26 protein-coding genes and 1 pseudogene are annotated in these 24,408 nt (G+C 71.9%); 19 read left to right on the forward strand and 8 right to left on the reverse strand.

Annotated features, from left to right (window positions below):
* Positions 1 to 4 precede the first annotated feature (4 nt).
* The 4 genes from FHR90_RS13430 to FHR90_RS13445 are packed head-to-tail and all read right to left on the reverse strand — an operon-like array spanning position 5 to position 1,987.
* A complete protein-coding gene (locus FHR90_RS13430; protein ID WP_183275384.1) occupies positions 5 to 787 on the reverse strand; it encodes a hypothetical protein in 783 nt (260 codons plus the stop codon).
* 5 nt (positions 788 to 792) lie between these two features.
* A complete protein-coding gene (locus FHR90_RS13435) occupies positions 793 to 1,272 on the reverse strand; it encodes a hypothetical protein (protein WP_183275385.1) in 480 nt (159 codons plus the stop codon).
* On the reverse strand, positions 1,269 to 1,505 hold the full coding sequence (locus tag FHR90_RS13440; RefSeq protein ID WP_176624961.1) for a hypothetical protein: 237 nt from the start codon (positions 1,503 to 1,505) through the stop codon (positions 1,269 to 1,271). The genes FHR90_RS13435 and FHR90_RS13440 overlap by 4 nt, the downstream gene beginning before the upstream one ends.
* Entirely contained in the window at positions 1,505 to 1,987 is a 483-nt protein-coding gene (locus tag FHR90_RS13445) for a cell wall hydrolase (RefSeq protein WP_176624963.1), read from the reverse strand. Before FHR90_RS13445 ends, FHR90_RS13440 begins: the two co-directional genes overlap by 1 nt.
* A gap of 230 nt (positions 1,988 to 2,217) precedes the next feature.
* Between FHR90_RS13445 and FHR90_RS13450 the strand changes: the two genes are divergently transcribed.
* Genes FHR90_RS13450 through FHR90_RS13490 form a run of 9 tightly spaced genes read left to right on the forward strand, consistent with a single transcriptional unit; the run spans position 2,218 to position 11,565 of the window.
* Positions 2,218 to 3,336 carry a D-alanine--D-alanine ligase gene (locus FHR90_RS13450; protein ID WP_246330272.1) on the forward strand — a complete coding sequence of 373 codons (1,119 nt, stop codon included), beginning with the start codon at positions 2,218 to 2,220 and terminating at the stop codon, positions 3,334 to 3,336.
* Between the two features lie 6 nt (positions 3,337 to 3,342).
* A complete protein-coding gene (locus tag FHR90_RS13455) occupies positions 3,343 to 4,833 on the forward strand; it encodes an ABC transporter substrate-binding protein (protein ID WP_176624965.1) in 1,491 nt (496 codons plus the stop codon).
* Entirely contained in the window at positions 4,821 to 5,777 is a 957-nt protein-coding gene (locus tag FHR90_RS13460; protein ID WP_183275386.1) for an ABC transporter permease, read from the forward strand. Before FHR90_RS13455 ends, FHR90_RS13460 begins: the two co-directional genes overlap by 13 nt.
* Before the next feature lie 10 nt (positions 5,778 to 5,787).
* Positions 5,788 to 6,588: an ABC transporter permease gene (locus tag FHR90_RS13465; protein WP_183275387.1), complete on the forward strand. Its 801-nt coding sequence runs from the start codon at positions 5,788 to 5,790 to the stop codon at positions 6,586 to 6,588.
* Positions 6,588 to 7,493, forward strand: coding sequence for an ABC transporter ATP-binding protein (locus FHR90_RS13470; protein WP_183275388.1), 906 nt, complete (start codon positions 6,588 to 6,590; stop codon positions 7,491 to 7,493). The genes FHR90_RS13465 and FHR90_RS13470 overlap by 1 nt, the downstream gene beginning before the upstream one ends.
* On the forward strand, positions 7,490 to 8,215 hold the full coding sequence (locus FHR90_RS13475) for an ATP-binding cassette domain-containing protein (protein WP_221188277.1): 726 nt from the start codon (positions 7,490 to 7,492) through the stop codon (positions 8,213 to 8,215). The genes FHR90_RS13470 and FHR90_RS13475 overlap by 4 nt, the downstream gene beginning before the upstream one ends.
* Before the next feature lie 4 nt (positions 8,216 to 8,219).
* The gene (locus FHR90_RS13480) at positions 8,220 to 9,245 is read left to right on the forward strand and encodes a P1 family peptidase (protein ID WP_183275389.1); all 1,026 of its coding nucleotides are present in this window, start codon (positions 8,220 to 8,222) and stop codon (positions 9,243 to 9,245) included.
* On the forward strand, positions 9,242 to 10,123 hold the full coding sequence (locus tag FHR90_RS13485) for an alpha/beta fold hydrolase (protein ID WP_176626746.1): 882 nt from the start codon (positions 9,242 to 9,244) through the stop codon (positions 10,121 to 10,123). Before FHR90_RS13480 ends, FHR90_RS13485 begins: the two co-directional genes overlap by 4 nt.
* Positions 10,120 to 11,565, forward strand: coding sequence for a tetratricopeptide repeat protein (locus FHR90_RS13490; protein ID WP_221188278.1), 1,446 nt, complete (start codon positions 10,120 to 10,122; stop codon positions 11,563 to 11,565). Before FHR90_RS13485 ends, FHR90_RS13490 begins: the two co-directional genes overlap by 4 nt.
* A 97-nt stretch (positions 11,566 to 11,662) precedes the next feature.
* Here the strand turns inward: FHR90_RS13490 and FHR90_RS13495 are convergent, their stop codons facing one another.
* Both FHR90_RS13495 and FHR90_RS13500 read right to left on the reverse strand, forming a co-directional pair.
* Positions 11,663 to 13,108 carry an ATP-binding protein gene (locus FHR90_RS13495; RefSeq protein ID WP_183275390.1) on the reverse strand — a complete coding sequence of 482 codons (1,446 nt, stop codon included), beginning with the start codon at positions 13,106 to 13,108 and terminating at the stop codon, positions 11,663 to 11,665.
* Positions 13,109 to 13,144: 36 nt separating this feature from the next.
* The gene (locus FHR90_RS13500; RefSeq protein WP_221188280.1) at positions 13,145 to 14,401 is read right to left on the reverse strand and encodes a TIGR03862 family flavoprotein; all 1,257 of its coding nucleotides are present in this window, start codon (positions 14,399 to 14,401) and stop codon (positions 13,145 to 13,147) included.
* A 66-nt stretch (positions 14,402 to 14,467) separates the two neighbouring features.
* Between FHR90_RS13500 and FHR90_RS13505 the strand changes: the two genes are divergently transcribed.
* The 8 genes and pseudogenes from FHR90_RS13505 (at position 14,468) to FHR90_RS13545 (ending at position 19,694) form a co-directional block, all read left to right on the forward strand.
* Entirely contained in the window at positions 14,468 to 15,070 is a 603-nt protein-coding gene (locus FHR90_RS13505; protein WP_183275399.1) for a hypothetical protein, read from the forward strand.
* Positions 15,067 to 15,666: an imidazoleglycerol-phosphate dehydratase HisB gene (gene hisB, locus FHR90_RS13510; RefSeq protein WP_176626769.1), complete on the forward strand. Its 600-nt coding sequence runs from the start codon at positions 15,067 to 15,069 to the stop codon at positions 15,664 to 15,666. The genes FHR90_RS13505 and hisB overlap by 4 nt, the downstream gene beginning before the upstream one ends.
* Positions 15,663 to 16,022: a hypothetical protein gene (locus FHR90_RS13515; RefSeq protein ID WP_176626771.1), complete on the forward strand. Its 360-nt coding sequence runs from the start codon at positions 15,663 to 15,665 to the stop codon at positions 16,020 to 16,022. The genes hisB and FHR90_RS13515 overlap by 4 nt, the downstream gene beginning before the upstream one ends.
* Positions 16,019 to 16,681: an imidazole glycerol phosphate synthase subunit HisH gene (hisH, locus tag FHR90_RS13520; RefSeq protein WP_246330274.1), complete on the forward strand. Its 663-nt coding sequence runs from the start codon at positions 16,019 to 16,021 to the stop codon at positions 16,679 to 16,681. The genes FHR90_RS13515 and hisH overlap by 4 nt, the downstream gene beginning before the upstream one ends.
* Positions 16,681 to 18,005 (forward strand): annotated as a pseudogene (hisA, locus tag FHR90_RS17515) (1-(5-phosphoribosyl)-5-[(5-phosphoribosylamino)methylideneamino]imidazole-4-carboxamide isomerase). Before hisH ends, hisA begins: the two are co-directional and overlap by 1 nt.
* Complete coding sequence (hisF, locus tag FHR90_RS13535) at positions 17,999 to 18,772, forward strand: imidazole glycerol phosphate synthase subunit HisF (protein ID WP_176624407.1); 774 nt, start codon at positions 17,999 to 18,001, stop codon at positions 18,770 to 18,772. Before hisA ends, hisF begins: the two are co-directional and overlap by 7 nt.
* Positions 18,773 to 18,780: 8 nt before the next feature.
* Positions 18,781 to 19,317 (forward strand): phosphoribosyl-ATP diphosphatase, encoded by a 537-nt coding sequence (locus FHR90_RS13540; protein WP_176624405.1) that lies wholly within the window; start codon positions 18,781 to 18,783, stop codon positions 19,315 to 19,317.
* Positions 19,317 to 19,694, forward strand: a complete 378-nt coding sequence (locus FHR90_RS13545; protein ID WP_176624403.1) for a histidine triad nucleotide-binding protein — start codon at positions 19,317 to 19,319, stop codon at positions 19,692 to 19,694. Before FHR90_RS13540 ends, FHR90_RS13545 begins: the two co-directional genes overlap by 1 nt.
* Before the next feature lie 27 nt (positions 19,695 to 19,721).
* Here the strand turns inward: FHR90_RS13545 and FHR90_RS13550 are convergent, their stop codons facing one another.
* On the reverse strand, positions 19,722 to 21,053 hold the full coding sequence (locus FHR90_RS13550) for a dicarboxylate/amino acid:cation symporter (RefSeq protein WP_218062064.1): 1,332 nt from the start codon (positions 21,051 to 21,053) through the stop codon (positions 19,722 to 19,724).
* Between the two features lie 225 nt (positions 21,054 to 21,278).
* Here FHR90_RS13550 and FHR90_RS17755 point away from each other — a divergent pair, with 225 nt between their 5' ends.
* Together FHR90_RS17755 and FHR90_RS13560 are read left to right on the forward strand one after the other, a co-directional pair.
* Positions 21,279 to 22,934: an ATP-binding protein gene (locus FHR90_RS17755; protein ID WP_221188279.1), complete on the forward strand. Its 1,656-nt coding sequence runs from the start codon at positions 21,279 to 21,281 to the stop codon at positions 22,932 to 22,934.
* Positions 22,931 to 24,208, forward strand: coding sequence for a response regulator (locus FHR90_RS13560; RefSeq protein WP_183275393.1), 1,278 nt, complete (start codon positions 22,931 to 22,933; stop codon positions 24,206 to 24,208). The genes FHR90_RS17755 and FHR90_RS13560 overlap by 4 nt, the downstream gene beginning before the upstream one ends.
* A 30-nt stretch (positions 24,209 to 24,238) precedes the next feature.
* Here the strand turns inward: FHR90_RS13560 and FHR90_RS13565 are convergent.
* Positions 24,239 to 24,408 (reverse strand): transposase (locus FHR90_RS13565; RefSeq protein ID WP_183275394.1); only part of this gene is annotated, 170 nt, incomplete at its 5' end.

The following is a 24,408-nucleotide window of genomic DNA, read 5'->3' on the forward strand; positions in this document are numbered from 1 at the left end:
CACCTCATTGATGCGCCCCCACCTGGCCGAGCGCACGCAGGTCGCCGGCGAGGGTCGCGAAATCGAGATCACCAGGGCTGGTGCCGCGCGGCCCCAGCCACTCGCCCGGCGCGAACACCGCATAGGCCTCGTCGCAATAACGATCGAGAAACGCCCAGGATGCCTTCTGCACCCCGCCCCAGGTAATGAGCGATACCTCCGCCTCGTCATAGCCGGCGACCAGCACCGCATGGCCGCCCCAGGAGCCCGGCCGATCGAGCGCATCGTCGCCCGCAACCGGTTCCCAGACCGTCTGGGTCTGGGCGCGGCGCGGCAGGTCGAGCCCGAGATAGGCCGAGCCGAACAGTTGCACCGCCTGGCGGATCGCCTCGCGGTCACCCGCCGCAAGCCGCGCCCAGACCCCGCACTCGACCCCCTGAGGGCGCAGTCGCACCCCCTCGCGGGCGAACCAGCCCAGCACGTCGGTCTCCACCGCCCCCGCATCGGTCTCCGGCCGGCCTGGCACGTAGCCGCCGACGATGCCGTAGCAGTGCTCGACGGTGGCATCGTCCATCACCAGCGGCGTCCCGCCGCCAAGCTGCGTGCGCTGCACGATCGCGTTGGCCAGGGCCGCGATGGTGCAGCAGCCGAGGCGGTCGTTGCAGAACATCCGCCAGCCGATGCCCGTGGCGCGGTCGAGCCGCGCAGGGGCTGGCGGCGGTGCCGCGCGCAGGTAGCGCGCCAGACGGGGGGCCGGCGTGCCCGGCGGCGGCGCCCGCCGCCCCAGGCGGCCGCGCGCGGGCGGCACCACCCTCAGGGTGACCCCGCCAGCGTCACCCGCATCTGCATCGGCCCGACACCGATGAAGGCATCGAGCAACGCATCGGCGATGGCGAGCGCGGCACTCACCGGCGGCGGCAGCGTGCCGGGCGGGATGATCGCCGCCAGGGCGGCGAGTGCGGTGCGCACGTCGCGCGCCAGCGTCTGCAACCTGGCGAGATCGAGTGCGCCCACCGCGCCGGCATGCGCCGCCTGCGCGGCCAGCGGCGCCGCGAGTGCGGCGACCGCGAGCTGCGCCTCGCTCTCGAGCAGCTTCGTGCGTGTCGGATCGAGCCGGCCGGCCGCGACCAGCGTGTCCGCCTGCGCACTGAGCACCGCACATGCGGTGCGCGCGTCGCTCGCGAGCTCCGCATAGTCGAAGCTCCTGGCTCCCCCATCCGCGCAGCCGCCGAGCCCCGCCGGCAGCAGCGCGCCCATCGCCATCGCGGCGATCCGCAGCCTTGCGCGGCTCATCGTCCGCCCTCCGACATCGTCACCGGGTGCGCCGCACCCGGCTGGGCCAGATTGCGGGCGTTGAGCCAGTTGGCGCCGATCGCGCTGAGGATGCGCCGCGGCAGCACCCAGGGCGAGCCCGACGGCGGCTGCGGCAGCATCGCATCGAGCACCGCGCACAGGCCGATCGCCGCCAGAGCAGGCACCGCCAGGCGCGCCGGCAACAGCGACAGGATATAGCTGACCGGGTCCATCAATGGTGCACCTCCCGGCCGGCCTGTGTGGCGGGTGCGCTGCCCGACACCGCCACCGGACCGCCGCCATGCACGCCGACCTGATAGAAGGCATGGCGTCCGCGGGTGCAGCGGAACCGCTCCCAGGTGGCCCAGAACGGCCGGTCCGAGCCGAGCGCGAAATAGGAATCCGCGCCGCGCACGATATCGGGCAGCATGCCGGCCTCCAGACGCTGCGCCATCAGCAGCGCGGAGCGAAAGGCCGGGTCGCGCTCGCCGACCGCGAGCATCGCATCGTGATTGGGATCTTCCTCGTTCCAGCACGAGAACTGGTGGATGCCGTGGCAGGAGGCGGTGCAGACGGAGGCGATATCGTGCCCCCACCAGCCCGGCTGAGCCACGCGCGCGGCGATGGTGTTGAGGACGGCCTGCATGCCCGCGGCACCTTCGCCACGCGCCTCGCCCCAGGCAGTACGGGCGGCCAGTTGAACGGGATCGCTCATCATTGTTCCCTGTCGGTGAAGGACGCAGCCACATCGGGCTGGATCGTCCTTCCGGCCGCCGATGACCCGCCTTGGCGGTTCGGCATGGGCCGGAAGCCCGAACATCCCCGGATTATCCGTGACCCAGCGGGCGGAACAAAACGAAACAAACACAGATCGATACAGAACCGCGGCTTGCACCCCCCGCCCGTGCCGCTACCATCCGGTCGACGCCCACCGCACGGACGACGATGCCGGCCTCCATCACGCTTCCCCACGGCCCGGCGGCGTCGCTGCCGGCACGCGCCGCCACCGATGCGGCCGGGCCACGCATCCTGTCGAGATGGGAGTTCCTGCCCGGCTGGGCGGTCTACACGCCGCTGGTCGTGCAATGGATCGCGCTCGGTCTGCGCCACGGCAGCTTCGCACTTCCCTGCCTGAGCAATCCGACCATCCCGACAGGCGGCATGGTCAACGAGAGCAAGGCCGACATCCTCTCCCGGCTCGGCGACCCGCCCCCCGACTTCATCGCCCGCTGGGCGACGCTCACCGCCGGCGCGAGCGCGCTCGCCGAGGCGGAGGCGGCGATGACGCGTCTCGGCCTCGCGTTTCCGGTGGTGCTGAAGCCGGATATCGGCTGCCGGGGCGCGGGGGTGAAGCTCGTCGGCGATCACGCAAGCCTGGTCCGCGCGCTGGCCGCCTTCCGCCCCGGTGTCGCGCTGATGCTGCAGTATCTGGTGCCGCACGAGGGCGAGGCGGGCGTGTTCTGGTCGCGCGCGCCGGGGGCGTCGAAGGGCGAGATCCTGTCCATCACCCTCAAGCACTCGCCACGCGTCACCGGCGACGGTGTGCGCACGCTGCGCGCCCTGATCGAGGCGCATCCGCGCGCCGGGAAGGTCCCGCATCTGTATCTCCCCCGCCTGGCCGACCGGCTCGACGAGGTGCCGCCGGCGGGAGAGGAGGTGCGGCTGGTGTTCACCGGCAATCATTGCCGCGGCTCGGTGTTCACCGACGCGACCTCGCTCGCCACCGACGCGCTGCGCGAGAGGTTGGAAGCGATCCTGTCCGGCATCGAGGAGTTCCACCACGGCCGCGTCGACCTGCGCTTCGCCGATCTCGACCGGCTGCTCGCCGGCCACGACTTCACCCTCATCGAGATCAATGGCGTCGGCTCGGAGGCGACCCATGTCTGGGACGCGCGCACGACGCTGCGCGAGATCTTTGCCAGCCAGGCCCGCATCACCGCGCGCGCCTTCGCCATCGGCAATGCCAACCGCAGACGCGGCTGGCGCAGCCCGGGTATCCTCGACCTGCTGAAGCAGTGGCGCCGTCAGGTGCGGCTGGTGCGCGACTATCCGCCCGGAGACTGAATAGAGATGCCTCGCCCCGCCCTCGCCGCCTGCTGCGCGCTCCTCGCCCCCAGCCTGACCCTCGCCGCGCCTGCCGCCGCGGCCACGCCGGACACGCTGAACATCGGGCTTCAGCTCGAACCGCCCTCACTCGACCCGACCACCGGCCCGGCGGAAGCGATCCGCGACATCGTCTACGACAACGTCTTCGAAAGCCTCACCAGGCTCGACGAGCACGGTTCCGTCCAGCCCCAGCTCGCGAAACGCTGGAGCATCGCCGATGGCGGCCGGCGCTACGAGTTCGCTCTCGACACCGGTGCGAGCTTTTCCGACGGCACGCCGTTCGACTGCGCCATCGTGAAGTTCAGTCTCGACCGAGCCCGTGCCCCCGACAGCCTCAACCCGGAGCGCGCGTTCTATGCGCCGATCGCCTCGATCTCCTGCCCCGCCCCCGACCACGCGGTAATCACGCTTTCGGCCCCCGACAGCGAGTTCCTCTACCACCTCGCCTGGGCCGCCTCGGCCATGGTCGCGCCCGCCACGGCGGCCACCAACGCGCAGCACCCGGTCGGCACCGGGCCCTATGTTCTGGAGAACTGGAAACGCGGCTCATCCATCACGCTGAGCCGCCGCGAGCATCTGCGCGCACCGATCCCCGCCATCGCGCGGGTCAGTTTCCACTTCATCGCCGACCCGCTGACCGCCGCCGACGCTCTCGACGGCAACCGTCTCGACGGCTACGTCAACTTTCCCAACACCGACATGCTGTCGCGCTTCCAGGGCGACCCGCGCTTCACCGTCCTGGTCGGGCGTTCGCCGATCAAGCTGATCTGGGCGCTCAACGAGGCGCGGGCCCCCTTCAACGACCTGCGCGTGCGCCTCGCCCTCGCCGCCGCGATCGACCGTTACGCCATCGTCACCGGCTACGCCAACAACTTCGCCACCGTGATCGGCAGCCACGACACGCCCGAGGATCCCGACTATCTCGATCTGTCGGCGCACGCGCCGTACGATGTCGGCCACGCACAGGATCTTCTCAGACAGGCCGGCGTCGCCGCGGGCACGGTGATCGAGATCGCGCTGCCGCCGACCGACTATGCTCACAAGGTCGGCGACATGCTCGCGGCCTATCTCGCCCAGGTCGGGCTCGTGGCGAAGCTGGTGCCGATGCAGTGGCCGCAATGGCTCGGCGACGTCTACGGACATGCGAACTACCAGACCACGGTGATCGCCCATACAGAGCCGCGCGATCTCGATATCTATGCCCGGCCGCACTACTATTTCGGCTATCACGACACGGTCTATGACGCTCTGTTCGCGCAATACCGCACCACCACCGACCCCGCCGCGCAGCACGCGCTGTGGCAGAAGCTCCAGCAGCGTCTCGCCGACACCCAGGCCAACGTGTTCATCGCCGCGCTGCCACGAATCTCGATCTGGAACGCCAGGCTGCGCGGCATGTGGCGCGACGAGCCGATCCCGCTGAACCGGATCGCCGACCTCTCATGGACGCCCTGACCACCCTGCGGTCCTTCGCCTCCCGGCTGCTGTGGCTGGCGCTCGCCCTGCTGGCCTGCTCGGCGATCACCTTCGCGATCCTCGATATCCTGCCCGGCGATCCGGCCCGCGCGATGCTGGGCATGAACGCCACCGACGAGGCGCTCACCGCCCTGCATGCGAAGCTCGGCCTCGACCGTCCGCCGATGATGCAATACCTCGCCTGGCTCGACGATCTCGCCCATCTGCGCCTCGGCACCTCGATGACCTACGACATCCCCGTCGCCCAGCTTCTCTCCGGACGCCTCGCCATCACCCTGCCGCTCGCCGCCGGGGCGATGACGATCGCACTCAGCCTGGGCCTGCCGTTCGGCGCGATCGCCGCAAGGCGGCGCCACCGCGCCGACGGCGTGATGCTCGATGCCGCCGCGCAACTCCTGCAATCAGTGCCCGATTTCTGGCTCGGCATCGCGCTGGTCGGCATCTTCGCCCTGCACTGGCGCTTCGCCCCGTCGGGCGGCTTTCCCGGCTGGGCGCATCCCGCCGCCGCCCTCGGCGCCCTGGTCCTGCCGGCCCTCGCCCTCGCCCTACCGCAGGCCGCGGTGCTGATGCGCGTGATGCGCTCCGCCCTGATCTCGATCGAGCCGCAGGACTTCATCCGCAGCGCGCGTGCGCGGGGCCTGTCTCCCGCCCGCATCTTCCTGCGCCACGCACTGCCCCATGCGCTGCTGCCGGTGCTGACCATCGCCACGATGCAGATCTCGTTCCTGATCGGCGGCGCGGTGGTGGTCGAGACCGTGTTCGACCTGCCGGGCCTGGGGCGGATGCTGTTCGACGCGGTCGGCAATCACGATCTCGTGGTGCTGCGCGACCTCGTGCTGCTGGTCGCCGCTGCCATCACCCTCCTCTCGATGCTCGCCGAATGGCTGGCGACCCGGCTCGACCCGCGCGGCCAGCCCCGATGAGCCGACCCCGATGAACCGCCCCGACCCGCGCCTGCTGCTCGGCGCCACCTGCCTCGCCGGACCGATCGCCCTCGCCCTGCTGTCGCTCGCCTGGACTCCGTTCGCAGTCAACGGCCTCGACATCGCCCACCGACTGCTCCCGCCCGACGCCGCACACCCGTTCGGCACCGACGGTTTCGGCCGCGACCTGCTCTCGCGCAGCATGGCCGGGCTGCGCGCCACCATCGCCACCGCCTTGGCCGCAACCGGGCTCGGGGCCGCGATCGGCATCCCGCTGGGCATCACCATTGCCGCCAGCCACGAACGTCGGAGCGCCCCGCTGCGCCGCCTCGCCGACCTCGTCTTCGCGTTTCCGCCGGTGCTGACCGCCGCGATGCTTGCCGCCCTCTGGGGTGGGAGCGCCGCCGGAGCGGTGGTGGCGATCGGCGCGTTCGATGTCCCGGTCTTCGCCCGCATCGCCGCCGCCGCCGCCCTGCCGGTGCTCGCACAGGACTTCATCGCCGCCAGCCGTCTCGCCGGGCGCGGGCCGCTCGGCGTGCTGTGGTGGCACATCCTGCCCAACATCGCCGCCCCGCTGATCGTACAGGCCTCGCTCCAGGCCGGCATCGCCGTGCTGGCCGAGGCCGGGCTGACCTATCTCGGCTTTGGACTACCGCCCCCCGCCCCCTCGCTCGGCGGCATGCTCAAGGACTACCAGAGCGCGCTCGGCGCCGCCCCCTGGCTGGTGCTCATCCCAGGCGCGCTGGTGACCCTGCTGGTGCTGGGCTGCAATCTGCTCGGCGACGGGCTGCGCGACAGGCTTGCACGCTGATGCTGCTCGAACTCGACGGGTTCGGGGCGACGCTCGGCTCCCTCACCCTACTGCGTGGCATCGACCTGTCCCTCAGCCCCGGCGACAGCCTCGCTTTGGTCGGCGAATCCGGCTCCGGCAAGACCACCCTCGCCCTTGCCCTGATGCGCCTGCTGCCCGAGGGCGCGCAGCTGCACGGCCACGCCCGCCTCGACGGCACCGACCTCACCCGGCTGCACGAAGCCGACATGCGCCGTCTGCGCGGCCGTCGCATCTCCATGGTGTTCCAGGAACCCCTGCGCGCGCTCGACCCGCTGATGCGCGCCGGGCGGCAGATCGCCGAAGCCGGCGGCGACCCTGCTGCCCTGCTGGCGCATGTCGGCCTGTCGCCACAGACCGCCCGCGCCTGGCCCCACCAGCTTTCCGGCGGCCAGCGCCAGCGCGTGCTGATCGCCACCGCCATTGCCGCCCGGCCCGCCTTGCTGATCGCCGACGAGGCCTCGACCGCGCTCGATCCCGCCACCCAGGCGCAGGTCCTCGCCCTGCTCGACCGTCTGCGCGCCGAGCACGCCATGGGCCTGCTGCTGGTCAGCCACGATCTCGGCCTCGTCGCGGCCACCGCGGCCCGCCTCGCCGTGCTCTACGCCGGCCGGCTGGTCGAAACCGGCCCGACGGCCGAGCTGCTCGCCCGACCCGCCCACCCCTACACCGCTTCTCTTGCCGCCTGCTCGCTGCACCTGCGCACCCCGCCCCCCGACACCATCCTGCCGACCCTCCCCGGCCTGCCGCCCGGCCCCGCCGACACCCTGCCCGGCTGCCGCTTCGCGTCCCGTTGCCCGCGCGCCGAACCCGACTGCCTGGAAGCGGAACCGCCGCTCGCCACGCTCGACGCGACCCGCGCCGTCGCCTGCCTGCACCCGCTGTGAACGCGGTCCTCACCCTGCGGGGCATCACCGCGCGACGCGGTGGCCACGACATCCTGCGCGGCATCGATCTCGACATCGCGCCGGCCGAGACGCTCGGCCTGATCGGCGCCTCCGGGGCCGGCAAATCCACCCTTGCCCGCATCGTCCTCGGCCTCGACCGCCCCGATGGCGGCCAGCGCCACCTTGCCGCCGCCGGCGTGCAGGCCGTCTTCCAGGACCCGCAGGGCTCGCTCGACCCCACCCACAGCATCGCCCGCATCGTCGCCGAACCGCTCGCCACACGCCGCGTCCGGCGCCCCGAGCGTGCCCGCCGCACCCTCGCCGCACTCGAGGCCGTCGGCCTGCCCGCCACCCTCGCCACCCAACGCCCCGGCTCGCTGTCCGGCGGCCAGCGCCAGCGCGTCGCCATCGCCCGCGCGCTGATCGCCGACCCTGCCCTGCTGGTCGCCGACGAACCGGTCTCCGCACTCGACGTCTCGGTGCAGGCGCAGGTGCTCAACCTGCTGCGCGACGCCAGACGCGAACGCGGCCTGTCGATGCTGTTCATCAGCCACGACCTCGCCGCCATCCGCCATCTCTGCCAGCGCGTCGCCGTGCTGCATGATGGCCGCATCGTCGAGTGCGCGCCGGCCGAGACCCTGTTCGCCACCCCGCGTCACGACGCGACGAAAGCCCTGCTCACCGGCCGCCCCTTGCCGGCAGACGCGGCTTTGGGCAGGTGAAAGGATGCGCAACTGCCTCACAGACATCTCCGGCCTGCGCGTCGGCCACGCCCATGACGAGACCCTGCGCTCGGGTGTGACCGCGGTCATCTTCGACCGCCCGGCCATCGCCGCCGCCTCGCTGCTCGGCGGCGCGCCGGCGGTGCGGGATACGGCCCTGCTGGCACTCGAGAACGCCGTCGAACGCATCGACGCGATCGTGCTCTCGGGCGGCTCCGTCTACGGGCTCGACGCGACCTCCGGCCTGCACGCCGCCTGGCGCGCGGACGGCTGGGGCCTGCCCGCCAACCCGCGCCCGGTGAACGTCCCGGTCGTGGTGCAGGCCAGCCTGTTCGACCTCACCAATGGCGGCGCGAAGGACTGGACCGGCCCCAGCCCTTACCTCGCGCTCGGCGAACACGCCGTCCGCAACCTCACCGCCGACCGTTCACCGCTCGGCTCCATCGGCGCCGGCTTCGGGGCGACCACCGCCGATCTGCGCGGCGGCCTCGGTGCCGCGAGCAGCCTCACCCCGCAAGGCCACACCATCGCCGCGATGGTCGCCGTCAACGCCGTCGGCAGCACCACGCTCGCCGGCACCCGCCATTTCTGGGCCGCTACCTTCGAGCGCGACGGCGAGTTCGGCGATGCCGGCTGGCCCAGCCCGCTTCCCCCCGGCCTCGACCGCTTGCGTGTCAAGCAGCCCGACGCCTGGGGCACCACCACCGCCGCCCCGCCGACCGGCACCGTGATCGGGATCGTCGCCACCGACGCGGCCCTGACCCCCGCGCAGGCGCATCGCCTCGCCATCGCCGCCCAGGACGGGCTCGCCCGCGCCATCCTGCCCACCCATCTCGCCCGCGACGGCGACGTGATGTTCGCCGCCAGCACCGAGGCCGCCCCGCTCGCCGCGGATCGCGACACCTTCACCGAACTCTGTCTCGCCGCCACGCTCACCACCGCCCGCGCCATCGCCCGCGGCGTGCACGCCGCCGCCCCGTCCCCCGGCCCCGGCTGTCCGCCGAGCTGGTCGGAACGCTTCGCGCCATGAGCGGCTGGACCCGCCGCCCGCCTGCCTATCAGGGACGCAACGCCGGCGAGCCGAGCGACCTGCACGAGATCCGCCAAGGCCGCGCCCTTTCCGTCGCCCACCGCCCGGGCAGCGACCTCACCCTGGTGTTCATCCACGGCACCGGCGGCAACCGGCGCCAGTTCGACCCGCTCTGGACCCATTACGCCGAAACCGGCGCCACCCTGCTCGCCTGGGACGCCCACGGCCATGGCGCCTCGCCGCGCTTCGACCCCCGCCTGCCGCACACGCTGGCCACCGACGCCCTGCTCGACGACGCCGAGACCCTGCTCAACCGGCACGCCACCGGCACCACGATCCTGATCGGCCACTCCCTCGGCGCGCGCATCGTGCTGTCGCTGCTGCTGCGTCTCGCCCGCACCGGGCGCCTCGGCCAGATCGACGCCGCGCTGCTGATCGCCCCCTCAGACCTTGGCATGATCACCCGCGCCGGCCTGTTCGGCCCCTTCGCCCGCCTGCCCGGTCCCGCGCTGGAGTGGCTGCGCCCGCTCGCCGGGCGGATGTTCCGCGACCGCGCGTGGCACCCCGACACTGATCCCGCCCTGATCGCCGAGCAACGCGCCCAGACCTCCGGCAACTCGCTGGCGATGATCACCGCCCTGCTGACCCAGGCCACACCGATCGACCCCGCCGCGCTCGCTGCACTCACCCTGCCGATCACCATCCTCGCCGGGCAGGCCGATCGCCTCGTCCCCCGCGATGCCGCCGGCACCATCGCCACCGCGCTGCCCGACACTACGATCGAGATTATCCCCCGCGCCGGCCACCAGATCATGCTCGAACGCCCGGACGCCTGCATCGCCGCCATCGAGCGGCTTCGTGCCAAAGTGCAGCCATGAACCGTGCAGCCATGAGCCCCGCGCCGCATCTCGACCCGCTCGGCAACCCCGTCTCCCCCGGCGAACCCGCCACGCTGGCCGCCATCGACGCCTTCGTCCGCGGCTTCCTCGGCTACCGTCCAGAAATCGCCGACATCCTCGCTGCCGCCGAGGCCGAGCCCACCCACGCCCTCGCCCAGGCCTATGCCGGGCTGCTGCACCTGCTGTCCGAGACCGGCTCCATCCCCGAGCCCGCCCGCATTGCCCACGCCCGCGCCGACGCCGCCCGCACCACGGCCACCCCGCGCGAGGCCTGCGCGATCGATGCGCTGTCCGCCTGGCTCGCCGGCGACATTCCCGCCTGCCAGGCCGCCTGCCGCCGCGCCCTGGCACTGGCCCCCCGCGACCTCGCGATGCTCAAGCTGCACCAGTACCACGACTTCAATCGCGGCCAGTTCCTCTCGATGCTCCGCGCCGCGCTCGACGTCGCCGACGCCAACACCGATCAGCCCGCCTGGTGGGGCATGGCCGCCTTCGCCTACGAACAATGCCACCTGATGGACGACGCCGAGCGCGCCGCCCGCCACGCACTCAGCCTCGACCCCGCCGAACCCTGGGCCCAGCACGCGCTGGCCCACTGCCTGCTCACCACCGGTCGAATCGACGACGGCATCGCCTTCCTCGAGGCCGCCAGTCCCGGCTGGGCCAGCCTCACCTCGTTCATGGACACCCACCACTGGTGGCACCTGGCCCTGTTCTACATCGCCCGCGGCCGCTTCGCCGACGCGCTCGCCGCCTACGACCACCACGCCTGGGCCCGCGAACGCACCTTCTCCCAGGACCAGATCGGCGCCGTCTCGCTGCTGGCCCGACTCGAGTGCGCCGGCATCGACGTCACCCCGCGCTGGGATGATCTCGGCACCCACCTCGCCGCCCGCGCCACCGACACCGACCAGCCCTTCCTGAGCTTGCAATATCTCTACGGCCTCGCCCGCGCCCGCCGCCCCGAAGCCCACACCCTGCTCGCCGCCATCACCCGCCGCGCCGAGACCGCGCCCGCTGACCTGCACACCGCCTGGGCCGAAATCACCCTGCCCGCCGCCCGGGCCCTGTTCGCCCACGCCACCGGCGACCACGCCACCACCGTCACCCTGCTTGGCCCGGCCCTCGCCCGCCTCGACACCATCGGCGGCAGCCACGCCCAGCGCGACCTGTTCGAACAACTCTTCCTCGACGCCCTGCTCCAGGCCGGCCACGATTCCCGCGCCCAACAGATTCTCGAACACCGCCGCCAGTCCGACCCCACCGACGTCCCGATCAACCGGGCCCTGGCCGCCCTCTACACCCGCGCCGCCCTCCCCGGCCCGGCGGCAGCAGCTGTGGCCCGCGTGACGCAGGGGCTCCGCCCCTGCACCCCGGCAGGGGGCTCGGCCCCCTGCACCCGCGATCAGTCATCTCCCTGAGGGGATGGGCTGCGCCCATCCCCTCAGGGAGATCATTGGCCGGATTGCAAAGGGCTGAGCCCTTTGCCGGGGGGTGCGGGGGGCAGAGCCCCCTGCGTCACGCCGCCGCGGCGGTCTCCCAGCCGAGGCCGACGAGGGCGATGCGGTTGCCGGGCTGGATCACGATGGCGCCGAGCTGTTCGAGATAGGCGAGCTGGCGCCGGGCGCGGGCGAGCGAGTGGGTGCCGTAGGCGTGGGCCAGGGCGGCGTCGTCCGGACAGGGGGCGGCGCGCAGCGCGTGGGCGGCGAGCAGCAGGAAGATCGGCTGGAGGTCTTCGGGCAGGGTGTCGGCGCGCTCCGCGACCAAGGTCCAGGGTGGGGTTTCGGCGGTTGCTGCGTCGATGCCGGCGCGCAGCGCACCGACCAGCCGGCGGGTGCGCATGGGGTCGAGGCTGTCGATCGGCAGGGCCTCGATGCGCAGGCGGGTGTGGAAGGCCTGGATCACGGCCGCCAGCGGTCGGGTTTCGGTCTCGGCGGCGACCAGCCGGGTCAGGGTCTCGATGGCGCGGCTGGCGAGAGCCTCGCGCTCGGCAGGGTCGATCGGCGGGGGGGCAACGGGCTCGGCAGGACGCGCGCGCGCCAGTTCGGCGAGCACGTCGACGGGGGCGGCGGTCGGCGTGCGGCGCGGCCGGGCCGCGGCGGGACCGGGGTCGGGGGCGGCGAGGATCAGCGCGCGGACGGATTCCGCAGCGATGGCGGGCGGCGGGGTGAGCACGGGGCCGCTGCCGCGTGAGGCGGTCTCGACGGCGCCGATGCGGACCCGGATCGGGCGCCGGGAGAGGGCGGGGCCGAGGGCGATGAAATCGCCTCGCGCGAGGTCGCGGAACATCTCGGCCTGGCGGCGCTCGAGGCCGAGCAGATCGGCGGCGCGGGCCATGTCGATGTCGAGGAAGGTGCGGCCCATGAGGAAGTTCGACGCTTCGGCGGCGACGTTCTTGGCCAGCTTGGCGAGGCGTTGGGTGGCGATCACGCCGGCCAGACCCCGCTTGCGGCCGCGCGACATCAGATTGGCCATCGCGCCGAGGGAGAGGCGACGGGCCTCGTCTGAGACCTCGCCGGCGACCGCAGGGGCGAAGAGCTGGGCCTCGTCCACCACCACCAGCACCGGGTACCACTGCTCGCGCGGGGCATCGAACATGCCGTCGAGGAAGGCGGCCGCGCGGCGCATCTGGCCGTCGGCGTCGAGTCCTTCGAGATCGAGGATCACCGACACTCGATGTTCGCGCATCAGCAGTCCGGCGGCATGGAGCTGGGCTTCGGACTGGCTGGCGGCGTCGATGACGAGATGGCCGAAGCGCTCGGCCAGCGAGACGAAGTCGCCTTCCGGGTCGATCACCGCCTGTTGCACGAACGGTGCGCTCTGCTCCATCAGCCGGCGCAGCAGGTGCGACTTGCCGGAGCCGGAATTGCCCTGCACCAGCAGGCGGGTGGCGAGCAGCTCCTCGAGATCGAGCGGGACGGTGCCGCCGTGTGTCCCCTCCCCCAGCCCGATGCTGATCGCCATACCGACTCCGTGTGTTGTGCTGTGCGGCCGGACTGTCTAGCCGGATCGCCCCGCCGCGAGCCAGTCCAGCGCGCCCTGGGCCGCCGCGAGGCCGGAGGCGAAGGCCGCCTGCAGCAGGTAGCCGCCGGTGGGCGCGGTCCAGTCCAGCATCTCTCCGGCGACGAACACCCCGGGGCATGCGTGCAGCATCAGCCGCCCGTCGAGCGAATCGAGTGTGACGCCGCCGGCCGAGGAGATGGCGCGATCGAGCCCGGCGGCACCGCGCAACGGCAGTTCGAGCGACTTGATGCGCCCGGCGAGAGCGGCGGGGTCGGCGGGAATCGGCGCTGTGCCGCCCGCCCCGTCCTCGCGCAGCAGCGACGCGGCGACGGGAGCAAGCCTGAGCGCGCGGCGCAGCCGATTGGCGAGCGACAGGCCGCTGCCGGCACGGGTCAGGCGGGTGGCGATCTCGCCCGCGCTCATCCGTGGCCGCAGATCGATGCGCAGCATGAGCGGGGCGCCGGCGGCGAGGGCGATCGGCAGCTCCGGCCCGAGTCCGTAGACCGCGCCGCCTTCGAGCCCGGCGGGCGTGAGGATCGCATCGCCCTCCGACGCCCGATCGCCGACCGACAGCCCGACATGCTTGAGCGGTGCGCCGGCGAAGTGTGTGCGCAGATGGGCCGACCACTTCAGCAGCAGCCCGCAATTGACCGCCCGTGCCGGCGCCACCTCGACCCCTTCGTCGGCGAGCATGCCTGGCCAGGCGGGATCGGCGCCGAGCTTCGGCCAGGTCTGGCCGCCCAGGGCGAGCACGGTCGCGTCCGGCGCGGCGATCTCGCGCCGCCCCTGCGGTGTATCGAAGCGCAGCGACCCGTCCTCGGCCCGGCCGAGGAAGCGATGGCGCGTCTCAATCCGCACCCCGAGCCCGTCGAGCCGCGCGAGCCAGGCGCGCAGCAGCGGCGAGGCCTTCATCGCGCGCGGAAAGACCCGTCCGGAACTGCCGATGAAGGTCTCCGCCCCCAGCCCGTCCGCCCAGGCGCGGAGTTCGGCAGCCCCGAACCGCGTCAGCAGGGGCGCGATGAACGCCGATGCCGCGCCGTAACGGGCGAGGAAGGCGCTTTCGGGCTCGGAATGGGTCAGGTTGAGTCCGCCGCGCCCGGCCATCAGCAATCTCCGTGCCGGGCTGGGCAAGCGCTCGTAGACCGTCACCCGCACACCTGCGCCGGCCAACCGCTCGGCCGCCATCAATCCGGCCGGACCGGCTCCCACCACCGCGATGTCGACCAAACCGGCCTCTCCCGACGCAATTTCCATCTGGCGCAGGCGCCCCGCCTCCCGCAGGCTGGCCGCCGACCTGACCACCATCCCGGAGCCCGCCGCTTGACCCGTCCCAACCCGATCGTGCCGACCGTCGCAACGCTGTTTCTGGCTCTGGCGCTCGGCGCCTGCTCGGTCAAGGATTCGATGGTCGCGCGTCATGCCCCGGCCGAGATGACCGGTCTGTCGGAGGTCGATCTTGAGAGCTGCATCGGCGTGCCTGACCAGCATGCGAGCTTCGGCAGCACGACCGTCGACACCTGGAATTTCTCATCCGCCTCCTCGACGAGCTACACGATCCCGATCATCGGCGGGCTGGGCCAGTCGAACGGCGGCAACTGCAAGGCCACCTTCCGCATCGAGGACGGCCGCGTCGCCCGGGTGATGTATTCGGGCGAGAAGAACGCCCTGTTCGCGCCCGACGCCTATTGCGCCTCCATCGTGCGCACCTGCACCGAGTGGCTGTATCGCCACCCGCAGCCCCGCCACCTCAAGCTGCCGGCCGAAGCGTCCAGCGTGCCGGCCGAGCGCGTGCTGCCCGGCGCACCGCAGGCGCAGGCAGGCGCCGGCGCGGGCGAGACCATCGCCGCAGGCACCGGCGAGGCCGCGCCCGAACCCGGGCATGGCGGCAACCCCGGCTTTCCTGTAGGAACCGCGCCGAGATGACCCAGCGTTGCGCCACCCTGTCCAGAACCACGGGCGAGACCGCCATCGAGCTCACCCTCGAACTCGACCCCGCGCAGCCGGGCGACGGCCGCATCGACAGCGGGATCGGCTTTCTCGACCACATGCTCAGCGCCTTTGCCCGGCATGGCCGCTTCGGCCTGTCGGTCGCGGCAAAGGGCGACCTGCATGTCGATTTCCATCACACGACCGAGGACATCGCCATCGTGCTCGGCCAGGCCTTCGAGATCGCACTGGGCGACAAGCGCGGCATCACCCGCTACGGCCACGCGGTGGTGCCGATGGACGAGGCCCGCGTCGAGGCCGCGATCGACATCTCCGGCCGCCCGTTCCTGGTCTGGGACGTGCGTTTCCGCCACGACAAGATCGGCCAGATGGACACCGAGCTGTTCGAGGAGTTCTTCCGCGCGCTGTCGTCGAACGCCCGCATCGCGCTCCACGTCACGCAGGGAGCCGGCACCAACGATCACCACGTCGCCGAGGCCTGCTTCAAGGCCGTGGCGCGCGCGCTCGGCCAGGCGGTGTCGATCGACCCGCGCGCCGGCAACGCGGTGCCGTCCACCAAGGGCGTGCTGTGAGAACCGTCACTCTCCACACGCCGCCCGCCGGGCGCCGCGAGCACCTGCCGGTGGCGGTGGCCGACCGGTTCTCGTGGTGGACGCTGGTGTTCGGCTGGCTCGCTTTGCTGCGTCCGACCGCCTGGATCGCCGGGCTGCTGGCCGGCGCGCTGACCCTCGTGCTGCATCACTGGCTCGGCCATTCGCGCTGGTGGTGGCCGGTGCTCGCCGCCCTGCATCTGAGCCTCGCGAGCTTCCTGCCCGAGATCCGCCGCTGGCAGCTCGCGCTGTCGGGCTGGCGCTGCACCGGGCGTACCCTCGCCTCCAGCGAGACCGCCGCGCTGGACCGCGTGGTCGGGAGCCTTGCCCTGCCATGAGCGGGCCGATGCGCATCGTGGTGGTCGATTACGACGGCGGCAACCTCGCCTCCGCCGCCCGCGCCTGCGAGGAAGCGGCCGTGCGCGAGGGGATCGACGCCACAGTCGCCATCACCGACGACGCCGAAGCCGTGCGCGGCGCCGACCGCATCGTGCTGCCCGGCCAGGGCGCGTTCGCCGACTGTGCCGAGGGTCTGGCCGCCAAGCCCGGCCTGCGCGCCGCGATCACCGAAGCGGTCGAGGGCGGCACCCCGTTCCTCGGCATCTGCGTCGGCATGCAGCTGATGGCCGAGCGGGGGCTCGAGCACCGCACCACCAAGGGCCTCGGCTGGATCGGCGGCGAGATCGCGCTGATGGCGCCGCGCGATGCATCCGGAGCGGCGATGCGTCTGCCGCAGATGGGCTGGAACACGCTCGACATCGCGCGCGCGCATCCGCTGATGGACGGCATCGACCCCGGCGCGCATGTCTATTTCGTCCACTCCTACGCACTGCGCGGCCACCGCGCCGAGGATGTGGTCGCCACCACCGAGTATGGTGGCGAGGTGCCTGCCGTGGTCGCGCGCGGCAACGTCGCGGGCATGCAGTTCCATGTCGAGAAGAGTCAGGGCGTCGGCCTGCGGCTGATCGGCAATTTCCTGCGCTGGAGTCCCGGCTGATGCAGGCGCAGACGCTGTCGGGCGCACAGCTCTCGGTGGAGCGCGCGACCTCGTTGTCGGACGACGCGCTCGCCGAGCTGTGCGAGGCGACGCATGCGGCAATCCTCGATGGCGGCGGCTTCGGCTGGCTCAGCCCGCCCGGCAAGCAGGTCCTGGAACGCTATTTCCGCGGCCTGATGATGGTGCCGGAGCGCTCGCTGTTCATCGCCAGGCTCGACGGGGTGATCGTCGGCTCCGCCCAGCTCGCCCGCCCGCCGCGCAACAACGAGGCGCAGGCGATGGCGGCGACCCTGAACCACAGCTACATCGCCCCCTATGCGCGCGGCGTGGGCCTCGCACGCATGCTGCTTCAGCATGTCGAGGATTCCGCCCGCGCGATGGGCTACCAGATCCTCAATCTCGACGTGCCCGAGACCCAGCGCGCCGCGATCGCGCTCTATGAGGGATTCGGCTACGAGCGCTGGGGCACGCATCCGTGCTACGCGCGCGCCGAGGGCCGCATCGTGCGCGGCTTCTTCTACTACAAGCGCCTGCGCGCCGAGGACTGAGCCCGCCCGCCGTGACCGACCTGACCCTCTACCCCGCCATCGACCTCAAGGACGGCGCCTGCGTGCGCCTGCGCCAGGGTGAGATGGACCAGGCCACCGTCTATTCCGACGATCCCGGCGCCCAGGCGCTGCGCTGGATCGAGGCGGGCTGCCGGTTCCTGCATGTGGTCGATCTCAATGGCGCCTTCGCGGGCCGACCGGTCAACGCGCAGGCGGTGCGCGCCATCGTCGACGCGGCGGCCGAGCACGACATCCCCGTCCAGCTCGGCGGCGGCCTGCGCGACATCGCCGGCATCGCGCACTGGCTGGAGGCCGGCATCACCCGGGTCATTCTCGGCAGTGCCGCGGTCAAGAACCCCGAGCTGGTGCGCAGCGCGTGCAGGCAGTTCCCCGGCCGTGTCGTCGTCGGCATCGATGCCCGCAACGGGTTCGTCGCCACCGAAGGCTGGGCGGAAGCGAGCGAGCTCCAGGCCGTCGAGCTCGGCCGGCGTTTCGAGGATGCGGGGGTGGCGGCGATCGTGTTCACCGAGATCGCCCGCGACGGCATGCTCGGCGGGCTCGATCTCGACCAGACGGTCGCCCTCGCCGAAGCCCTGTCGATCCCGGTGATCGCCTCGGGCGGCGTCGGCGCGCCCGAACACCTCGTCGCCCTGCGCGAAGCCGCTGCCCGCGTGCGCGCCCCGCAGGGTGGCGGCATCGAGGGCGTCATCGTCGGTCGCGCGCTCTATGACGGGCGCGTCTCGCTGCCCGAGGCGCTGGCGATCCTGCAATGCTGAAGCTGCGCGTCATCCCCTGCCTCGACGTCAAGGACGGGCGCGTGGTCAAGGGCGTGAACTTCACCGAACTGCGCGATGCCGGCGACCCGGTCGAGCAGGCCAAGGTGTATGATGCCGCCGGCGCCGACGAGCTCACCTTCCTCGACATCACCGCCAGCCACGAGAACCGCGACACCATCCTCGACGTGGTGCGCCGGGTGGCGCGCGAGGTGTTCCTACCCTTCACCGTCGGCGGCGGGATCCGCTCGACCGCCGATTTCCGCCGCCTGCTGCTGGCGGGAGCGGACAAGATCTCTGTCAACTCCGCCGCGGTCTCGCGCCCCGAGCTGGTGAGCGAGGCGGCGGCCAAGTTCGGCAGCCAGTGCGTCGTCGTCGCCGTCGATGCGCGTGCGAAGCCCGGTGGTGGCTGGGAGGTGTACACCCATGGTGGCCGCACGCCGACCGGCATCGATGCCGTGGCGTGGTGCGCGCAGATGGCCGAACGCGGTGCGGGCGAGATCCTGCTGACCAGCATGGACCGCGACGGGACGCGCCAGGGCTTCGACCTCGAGCTGCTGCGCGCGGTCTGCAACAAGGTCGCGATCCCGGTGGTCGCCTCGGGCGGCGTGGGGGCGCTTGAGCATTTCGTCGACGGCGCGCGCGCGGGCGCGACCGGCCTGCTGGCGGCCAGCGTGTTCCATTTCGGGCAATTCACCATCCCCGAGGTCAAGCAAACCCTGCATGATGCCGGCCTGCCGGTCAGGCAGATCGATTCGCGGGGAATCTGAGCCCAGTCATGGCCAAGAACAGCAAGACCATCAGCAAGCCCGCGGCCGGCAAACCGAAAGCGGCCACCAAGCGCACGGCGAAGAACAAGCCCGCCGCCAAGCTGGTGCGCGCGGTCGCCAAGCGCGCGCGCACCACCAAGGTCTGGACCGCGGATGCCGAGATCCTGGCGCTGCTGCCGAACCCGGACTCCAACGCCACCGTGCTCGACCGGCTGTTCGCCACCGTCACCGCCCGGCGCATGGCCGATCCGGAGCTGAGCCATTCCGCGCGGCTGCTGTCGCGCGGCACCGCCAAGGTCGCGCAGAAATTCGGCGAGGAGGCGGTCGAATGCCTGATCGAGGCCGTCGCCGGCAACCGCGACGCGCTGATCAGCGAGAGTGCCGACGTGCTGTATCACCTGGTGGTGATGTGGGTGGATGCCGGCGTGTCTCCCGATCAGGTCTGGTCGGAGCTCCAGCGTCGCGAGGGCATCAGCGGCATCGCCGAGAAGGCCGCCCGCGCGCTCGCCGGCAGCGTCACCCGTCCCGAGCGGAGCAAGCCCTGATGCCCGTCACCGGCCTCGGCCCCTATGACGACACCAACATCTTCGCCCGCATCCTGCGCGGCGAGATCCCGTGTCGGAAGGTCTACGAGGACGCCCATGTCCTCGCCTTCCACGACATCGCGCCGCAGGCGCCGGTCCATGTGCTGGTGATCCCCAAGGGGCGCTACGTGTCATGGGCGGATTTCTCGGCGACCGCGCCCGATGCCGAGCTGGGCGCCTTCTGCCGCGCCGTAGGGCATGTCGCCCGCGAGCTCGGGCTGGAGAGCGACGGCTATCGGCTGCTCGCCAATATGGGCACCCAGGCCGGGCAGGAGGTGCCGCATTTCCACATGCACCTCTTCGCCGGCAAGCCGCTCGGGCCGATGATATCGGCCTGAGCGGTCGCGGCGTTCAGGCTGACAGGGTCAGGCTGGCAGGGTCGCGTCCACGACGATTTCGGCCTCCACGGGTGCTGCTCCGTGCAGCGCGTCGTGCAGACGGACGCGGTCGAGCCCGCCCTCCCAGCGTGACACCACGATCGAGGCGACCGCATTGCCGATGAAGTTCGTCAGGCTGCGGCATTCGCTCATGAAGCGATCCACACCCAGGATCAGCGCCATGCCGGCGACCGGCACCGAAGGCACGATCGACAGCGTCGCCGCGAGCGTGATGAAGCCCGCACCGGTCACGCCGGCCGCCCCCTTCGACGACAGCATCGCCACCGCCAGCAGCAGCAATTGCTGGCCCAGCGCGAGATGCACGTCGCAGGCCTGGGCGATGAACAGTGCCGCCAGCGTCATGTAGATGCCGGTGCCGTCGAGGTTGAACGAGTAGCCGGTCGGCACCACCAGCCCGACCACGGTCTTGGGGCAGCCGGCGCGCTCCATCTTCTGGATCAGCATCGGCAGTGCGCTTTCCGACGACGACGTGCCCAGCACCAGGAACAGCTCGGCCTTCAGATAGGCGACCAGGCGCAGGATCGAGAACCCCGACAGCCGGGCGACGGCGCCCAGCACCACCAGCACGAACAGCAGCGAGGTGAGGTAGAAGGTGCCGACCAGGGTGGCCAGCGGCAGCAGCGAGCCGACGCCGTATTTGCCGACCGTGAACGCCATCGCGCCGAACGCGCCGATCGGGGCCGCCTTCATCAGCAGCCCGACCAGCCGGAACACCACCGCCGAGAGATCCTCGATCAGGGCCAGCACGGTCTCGCCGCGCCGGCCGATCAGGGTCAGCGCGATGCCGAACATGATGGCGATGAACAGGGTCTGCAGGATGTTGCCGCTGATCAGCCCGGAGATGAAGCTGTCGGGGATGATGTCGAGCACGAAGCCGGTGATGGTGGTGTCGTGCGCCCGGGCGGCGTAGGCGGCGACCCTGGCCCCCTGCAGATGGGCGGGGTCGATATGCATGCCCGCACCCGGGCGGACCACGTTCGCCACCACCATGCCGAGCGCGAGGGCGAAGGTGGAGAAGAACGCGAAATAGGCAAAGGTCTTGACGGCGACACGACCGACGGCGGCGAGGTCGCGCATGCCGGCGATGCCGCTGACGATGGTCAGGAAGATCACCGGGGCGATCACCATCTTCACCAGCTTGATAAAGCCGTCGCCGAGCGGCTTGAGCGCCTCGGCGGTCGAGGGGACGAAATGTCCCAGCAGGGCACCGGCGCCGATGGCGACCAGGACCTGGACGTAGAGATGCCCGTACCAGGCTCGGTGCGGCGCGGGTGCGTCCGCGGTGGGCGGGTTCATCATGTTTGCTCCCCTCTGGATGGATGCTCGGCGCGCCTTCGGACGGGCGGCTCTGGCAGGAGGCTGGGGCAGGGGGAAATGCGGAGCACGAAAATTTTTTATCCGTGATTTCCGGGCGATTCCGGCCCGGGCATGGGCGATAAACGGCACACGTGGATTGGCACATTGCGCTAGTTTCGGCACACTCGAGACGTGATGCGGGCGGGGATCAGGTTCAGGGCGGCGTGGGTGGCAGTGACGCTGCTGGCGGCGGTCCTCGCCGGCTGGGCGGCGGCGCGGATCAGCGGCGAGCGGGCGCTGGACGCGCTGCAGCTTCGCACCGGCACCGATGCGACGCTGAGGGCGGCGCTGCTCGACAGCGAGATCGCGCGCTACCGGCTGCTGCCGCTCGCGCTCGCCGACGACCGCGACATCGTCGAGGCGGTGGCGGCGCCGGGGGCCGACCATACGGCGCTCGACCGGCGTCTGGAGCTGCTGGCCAGGGCGACGGGCGCGCCGGTGATCTATGTGGTCGGGCGGTCGGGCCGGGCGATCGCGTCGAGCAACCATGCCGAGGCCGACAGTTTCGTCGGCCGCGATTACGCCTTCCGCAGCTATTACACCGATGCGCTCGCCGGGGGACAGGCGCATCAGTTCGCGCTCGGCACCAGCTCGAAACAGCCGGGGCTGTATCTGGCCCACCGTACTCCCGGTGACGGGGTGGTGGTGATCAAGCTGGAGTTCAACCGCATCGAGGCCGAATGGCGGGCGGCGGGCGGGATCACGCTGATCCGCGGGCCGGAGGGGGTGGTGCTGGTGACCAGCCGGCCGGACTGGCGTTATGGCGCCACCGAACCGCTCGAGCCCGCGCGGGCGCGGCGGTTCATCGAGGGGGCGAGCCTGCCGGGCGATGCGCTGCATCCGCTCGATCCGGCGAGGGCCGGGGCGTTCGTGCAGGCGAGTGTGGCGACCGCGCAGCCGGGCTGGCGGCTGACCGAGCTTGCCGAGACCGCGCCGGTGCTGCGCGCCGCACGGCGGGGCAGCGCGACCGCCGCGGCGCTGGCGGTGATCGCGGCCTCGTCACTGCTGTGGATGTGGCGCGGGCGGCGGGTGCGGCAGCGGCGCGACCGCGCCGCCCTGGAGCGCGCGGTGGCGGCGCGTACCGTGGAGCTGCGCCACGAGATGGCCGAGCGGGTGGCCAGCGAGACGCGGGCGGCCGAGCTGCGCGAGCGGCTGCGGCAGGCGAACCGGCTGGCCGCACTCGGCCAGATCACCGCGGCCCTCGCCCATGAGACCGCGCAGCCGGTGGGGGCGATCCGCAGCTATTGCCGCAGCGGCGAGTTGCTGCTCGATCGGGGCGACACGCAGGCGGCGCGCGGAAATTTCTCGGCGATCGGCGGGCTTGCCGAGCGGATCGGGACGATCACCGCGGAGCTGCGCGGCTTCGCGCGGCGCGGCCCCGATCCGCTGCGGGCGGTGCGGGTGGCGGATTTCATCGGCGGGGCGCGGCTGATCCTGCGCGAGCGGCTCGGCGGCATCGCGCTGTCGGTGCCCGATCCGCTGCCGGAGCTGATGGTGCATGGCAGCGTGGTGCGGTTCGAGCAGGTGCTGGTCAACCTGCTGGGCAATGCGATCGAGGCGCTGGACGGGGCGGGACGGATCGAGATCGAGATCGCGGCGGATGCGTCGGCGGTGCGGCTGAGCGTGAGCGATGACGGGCCGGGGATCGCGCCGGAACTGGCCGCGCAGCTGTTCCTGCCGTTCGCCACCAGCCGGCCGAGCGGGCTGGGGCTCGGGCTGGTGATCGCGCAGGACATCATGGCCGAGTGCGGCGGCACGCTGCGACAGCTCGATCGTGCGCGGGGGGCGTGTTTCGAGATGACGATGCGGCGGGTGGCGGCGTGAGCCGGGTCGGGTCGGTGGTGCTGGTCGACGACGACGACGATGCGCGGGCGGCGACACGGCAGCTGCTGGAGCTGTCGGGGTTCGCGGTGGAGGCGTTCGGCGAGGCGCGCCGCGCACTGGAGCGGCTGCGCACCGATCAGGACAGCATCGTCATCACCGACATCCGCATGCCGGGGATGAGCGGGCTGGACCTGCTCGCCGAGCTGCGGCGGCGGGATGCCGCGCTGCCGGTGATCCTGATCACCGGGCATGGCGACGTCGACACCGCGGTCGCGGCACTCAAGGGCGGGGCGTGGGATTTCCTCACCAAGCCGTTCGACCCCGACCTGCTGGTCGCGGCGGCACGACGGGCGGCGGAGGCGCGGGCGCTCACGATCGACAACCGCCGGCTGCGTGAGACGGCGGCGGCGGGGCTGGGGCGCGCGCTGCTGGGCGAGACGCCGGTGATGCGCCGGCTGCGCGCGATGCTGCCGCGGCTGGTGGAGTCGGACCTGGACCTGGCGATCGAGGGCGAGAGCGGTACCGGCAAGACGCTGCTCGCACTCACGGTGCATCGCATGAGCCGGCGCTCGCGGCACCGGCTGGAGGTGATCGACTGTCTCGATGCCGGGCTGCGCGGGCAGGTGGCGACGGCCGGGCTGTTCGACCGCAGCGGCCAGGTGGCGCGCGCGCATCGCGGCACGCTGCTGCTGGCGGGGCTGCAGTATGCGCCGGAGGCGTTGCAGTTCCAGCTCGCGCGGTTCGCCGCGCGACGCACGGTGGCGGCCGATACCCGCGCGCCGGAGGCGGTGGATGTGCGCATCATCGCCATCCTCGGCGAGCAGGGCGGCGACGACATCCTGCCGGAGCTGTATCACCGCATCTCGGCGGCGAAGGTGCGCATGCCGTCGCTGGCGGAGCGGCGCGACGACATCGCGCTGCTGTTCACCGCGCTGGTGCTGCAGACCTGCGAGGATCGCGGCTGTCCGATCCCGGAGACCGGCGATCTCGCGCACCGGCTGGCGAGCCGCGACTGGCCGGGCAATGTCCGCGAGCTGCGCAACTTCGCCGAGCGGATCTGTCTCGGGCTGGAGGTGGACGAGCTCGATTCGATCGGCACGGCGACGCTGAACGAGCGCCTCGACGCGTATGAGCGGCGGCTGATCGTCGAGGCGCTGATGCAGACCGAGGGCGAGGTGACGCGGGCGGCGGAAGACCTCGGGCTGCCGCGCAAGACGTTCTACAACCGGCTTGCCCGGCTGGGGATCGATCCGCGGGCGTTGCGGGAGCGGTAGGGGTTGACGGTCTATTTAGACTAGAGGGTGTTATGCACCTGCCATGATTGCGGCGGCGTTTTTCATCATGAAGCAAGCGAATGCGACGACATGCAGTCCGGCCAACGTCGTTGCATATCGCTCGTAGTCCTTGACGAGGCGCCGGCATCGGGTTGCCCAGGCGAACGAGCGCTCTACGACCCAGCGACGCGGCAGCAGGA

Origin of the sequence: Endobacter medicaginis (assembly GCF_014192375.1) — a bacterium.
Classification (GTDB): Bacteria; Pseudomonadota; Alphaproteobacteria; order Acetobacterales; family Acetobacteraceae; genus Endobacter; species Endobacter medicaginis.

Excerpts from the sequence above, each read along its gene's own strand:
- FHR90_RS13455 (WP_176624965.1), top strand. The coding sequence starts at position 3,343 with ATGCCTCGCCCCGCCCTCGCCGCCTGCTGCGCGCTCCTCGCCCCCAGC.
- FHR90_RS13440 (WP_176624961.1), bottom strand. The coding sequence starts at position 1,505 with ATGGACCCGGTCAGCTATATCCTGTCGCTGTTGCCGGCGCGCCTGGCG.
- hisB (WP_176626769.1), top strand. The coding sequence starts at position 15,067 with ATGACCCAGCGTTGCGCCACCCTGTCCAGAACCACGGGCGAGACCGCC.
- FHR90_RS13550 (WP_218062064.1), bottom strand. The coding sequence starts at position 21,053 with ATGATGAACCCGCCCACCGCGGACGCACCCGCGCCGCACCGAGCCTGG.
- FHR90_RS13545 (WP_176624403.1), top strand. The coding sequence starts at position 19,317 with ATGCCCGTCACCGGCCTCGGCCCCTATGACGACACCAACATCTTCGCC.
- FHR90_RS13480 (WP_183275389.1), top strand. The coding sequence starts at position 8,220 with ATGCGCAACTGCCTCACAGACATCTCCGGCCTGCGCGTCGGCCACGCC.
- FHR90_RS13495 (WP_183275390.1), bottom strand. The coding sequence starts at position 13,108 with ATGGCGATCAGCATCGGGCTGGGGGAGGGGACACACGGCGGCACCGTC.
- FHR90_RS13485 (WP_176626746.1), top strand. The coding sequence starts at position 9,242 with ATGAGCGGCTGGACCCGCCGCCCGCCTGCCTATCAGGGACGCAACGCC.
- FHR90_RS13540 (WP_176624405.1), top strand. The coding sequence starts at position 18,781 with ATGGCCAAGAACAGCAAGACCATCAGCAAGCCCGCGGCCGGCAAACCG.
- FHR90_RS13445 (WP_176624963.1), bottom strand. The coding sequence starts at position 1,987 with ATGAGCGATCCCGTTCAACTGGCCGCCCGTACTGCCTGGGGCGAGGCG.
- hisH (WP_246330274.1), top strand. The coding sequence starts at position 16,019 with ATGAGCGGGCCGATGCGCATCGTGGTGGTCGATTACGACGGCGGCAAC.
- FHR90_RS13500 (WP_221188280.1), bottom strand. The coding sequence starts at position 14,401 with ATGGAAATTGCGTCGGGAGAGGCCGGTTTGGTCGACATCGCGGTGGTG.
- hisF (WP_176624407.1), top strand. The coding sequence starts at position 17,999 with ATGCTGAAGCTGCGCGTCATCCCCTGCCTCGACGTCAAGGACGGGCGC.
- FHR90_RS13465 (WP_183275387.1), top strand. The coding sequence starts at position 5,788 with ATGAACCGCCCCGACCCGCGCCTGCTGCTCGGCGCCACCTGCCTCGCC.
- FHR90_RS13435 (WP_183275385.1), bottom strand. The coding sequence starts at position 1,272 with ATGAGCCGCGCAAGGCTGCGGATCGCCGCGATGGCGATGGGCGCGCTG.
- FHR90_RS13470 (WP_183275388.1), top strand. The coding sequence starts at position 6,588 with ATGCTGCTCGAACTCGACGGGTTCGGGGCGACGCTCGGCTCCCTCACC.
- FHR90_RS13450 (WP_246330272.1), top strand. The coding sequence starts at position 2,218 with ATGCCGGCCTCCATCACGCTTCCCCACGGCCCGGCGGCGTCGCTGCCG.
- FHR90_RS13460 (WP_183275386.1), top strand. The coding sequence starts at position 4,821 with ATGGACGCCCTGACCACCCTGCGGTCCTTCGCCTCCCGGCTGCTGTGG.
- FHR90_RS13490 (WP_221188278.1), top strand. The coding sequence starts at position 10,120 with ATGAACCGTGCAGCCATGAGCCCCGCGCCGCATCTCGACCCGCTCGGC.